Raw genomic sequence first — 2,493 nt, 5'->3', positions numbered from 1 at the left:
CCGGCGGACAGCGCGGCTAAACCCAGGGCGGCGGCCAGAATTTCTATCGGTTTCGGGCGGTTGGGCACAGGCACATTGGGTAGCGCATTTAAGCGCAGTTGCAAGCGGGCGGGCGCCGCCGCAAATACGGCTAGTGCAAGCAGTTTTTGCCACCACGCGGGATAATACCACGCCGCCCCCGCGCTCAGCCCCCAAAGGGCATACCAAAACCACGCAGGGAATGTAGGCTTTTTATGCAAATAAATGCAGGTGCGGTTGGCAATTTGAACCAGTTGGTAAAACGAAACGGGCCACCCAATAGCGCGCAACATTGGGCCGAATTTCAGCGGCGTGCCGGAGGAATTTTTATAGCCTTTCTGCACGGCCGCCCATTGTTTATACGCCCAGTAGAACATATATCCGCCGCCGCTCAAAAACACCAGCAGGAAAAGTTTTACGGCCCCCGTAAAATGGTAGGCGTTGCTTAACCCCTGTTGTTTTAATTGGGCTTTTAAGGCATCCCGCTTGGCTTGGGTGTCGTAATCCCATTGGCGCAGTGTAAAGTAGTAAATCAAATACAAAATCACGCCGACAATTAATAAATCCGGTAAACGTTCCATAGGGTTATTATAGCAATTTGTAGCCCCCAAAACCGCGCGGTATTTGAACAAAAACTTGATGGAATTATAGCGGAGCAGGGGAAAAAAATACTAAAATATATATATCTTAATTTTAGGAACCTAAAAATAATTATATGAATAACACCCGTCAGGACGTAAGAAACGTGGCTATTATCGCCCACGTTGACCACGGCAAGACCACGATTGTGGACTCTTTATTAAAATTTGCCGGCGAATTTAACGTAAAAGAAGACCAAGCCCAAGAAACCGTATTGGACTCCAACCCGTTGGAGCGCGAACGCGGCATTACCATTTTGGCTAAATGTACTTCCATTGAATATAAAAACCATACCATTAACATTGTTGACACCCCCGGCCACGCGGACTTCGGCAGCGAAGTGGAACGCGTACTGCGCATGGTGGACGGCGCTATTTTAATGGTGGACGCGGTGGAAGGCCCCATGCCGCAAACCCGCTTTGTATTGCGTAAAGCGTTGGCGCTGGGCTTAAAACCCATTGTGGTTATTAACAAAATGGACCGCGAACACGTCCGCCCGAGCGAAGTAGTGGACGAAGTTTTCAACCTGTTTATGGAACTGGGCGCCACAGACGAACAGTTGGATTTCCCGATTATTTACGCCTCCGGCCGCGCCGGTTGGGCCAGCTTAAAAATGGAAGAAAAAGGCAAAGATATTGCCCCCATTTTGGATACCATTTTAAGCCATGTGCCCGCCCCGTTGGCTATGCCGGATGCCCCCTTGCAAATGCAAGTGACCATGCTGGACTACAACAACTTTTTGGGCCATGTGGGCATTGGCCGCATTTTGGCCGGTAAAGTATCGCGCGGGCAAAGCGTGGTGCTGATTCATCACGACGGCTCCACCACCCCCGCCAAAGCCGTTAAAATTGAACGCTTTATGGGCCTTGGCAAGCAGGATTTAGCCAGCGCCAGCGCCGGGGATATTGTGTCTATCGCCGGGTTAGAGGGCGTGGACGTGGGCGATACCATTTGCCAGCCGGATGCCTTAAAAGCCCTGCCGCCGCTTTCCATTGACGAACCGACGATGTCTATGGACTTTATGGTCAACGACAGCCCGTTCTCCGGCAAGGAAGGCAAATTTGTCACCAGCCGCCACTTAAAAAACCGTTTGGAAAAAGAAGCCCAAACCAATGTGGGCCTAAAAGTGGAACAGTTGGAGGGCGAGGGCCGCTTCAAAGTGTATGGCCGCGGGGAACTGCACTTAACCATTTTAATTGAAAGTATGCGCCGCGAAGGGTTTGAATTGGCCGTGTCTTCCCCGGAAGTAATTTATAAAGAAGAAAACGGACAAATTTTAGAGCCTATGGAATACTTGATTTTGGATATTAAGTCCGAATTTCAAGGGGCGGTGTTTACCATGTTGGGCACGCGCGCCGCAAAGCTGGAAAATATGGTCAGCGAGGGCGAAGACCGCCTGCGCCTGGAATATTTAATTCCGTCCCGCGCGCTGATTGGTTTTAAGAACGAATTTTTAACCAATACCCGCGGTACCGGCATTATGCACCATAGTTTTAAGGGCTTTTATCCCAAAGTAAACGTGCCGCCCTTGCGCCATAACGGGGTTTTAATTGCCAAAGAAGACGGCGAAACCACCCCCTATGCGTTGTTTGCGTTGGAAAACAACGGCGAGCTTTTCTTGGGGCCGAACGTGAAAGTATACGCCGGGGAAATTGTGGGCCAAAACTCCCGCGATAATGACTTAGTGGTAAACCCCTGCAAGGCCAAACATTTAAGCAATATGCGCAGTAAAGCCAGTGACGAATCCTATACGCTTACCCCGCCGCGGGTGATGAGCTTGGAACAGGCGGTGGAATATATTGCGCCGGATGAGTTGGTGGAAATTACGCCTACGTC

General features: G+C 50.5%; 1 protein-coding gene and 1 pseudogene. One reads left to right on the top strand and one right to left on the bottom strand.

The window, feature by feature from the left end:
* A pseudogene (locus tag ACQY18_RS06610) lies at positions 1-599 on the bottom strand (hypothetical protein); the annotation flags it as partial.
* Between the two features lie 134 nt (positions 600-733).
* On the opposite strand from ACQY18_RS06610, the gene typA reads away from it, so the two are divergent.
* A partial coding sequence (typA, locus tag ACQY18_RS06605; RefSeq protein WP_428039302.1) for a translational GTPase TypA occupies positions 734-2,493 on the top strand: 1,760 nt, incomplete at its 3' end.

Source organism: Candidatus Avelusimicrobium faecicola (assembly GCA_900540405.1).
Lineage (GTDB): Bacteria > Elusimicrobiota > Elusimicrobia > Elusimicrobiales > Elusimicrobiaceae > Avelusimicrobium > Avelusimicrobium faecicola.
This window is presented reverse-complemented; position numbering and strand designations above follow the sequence as displayed.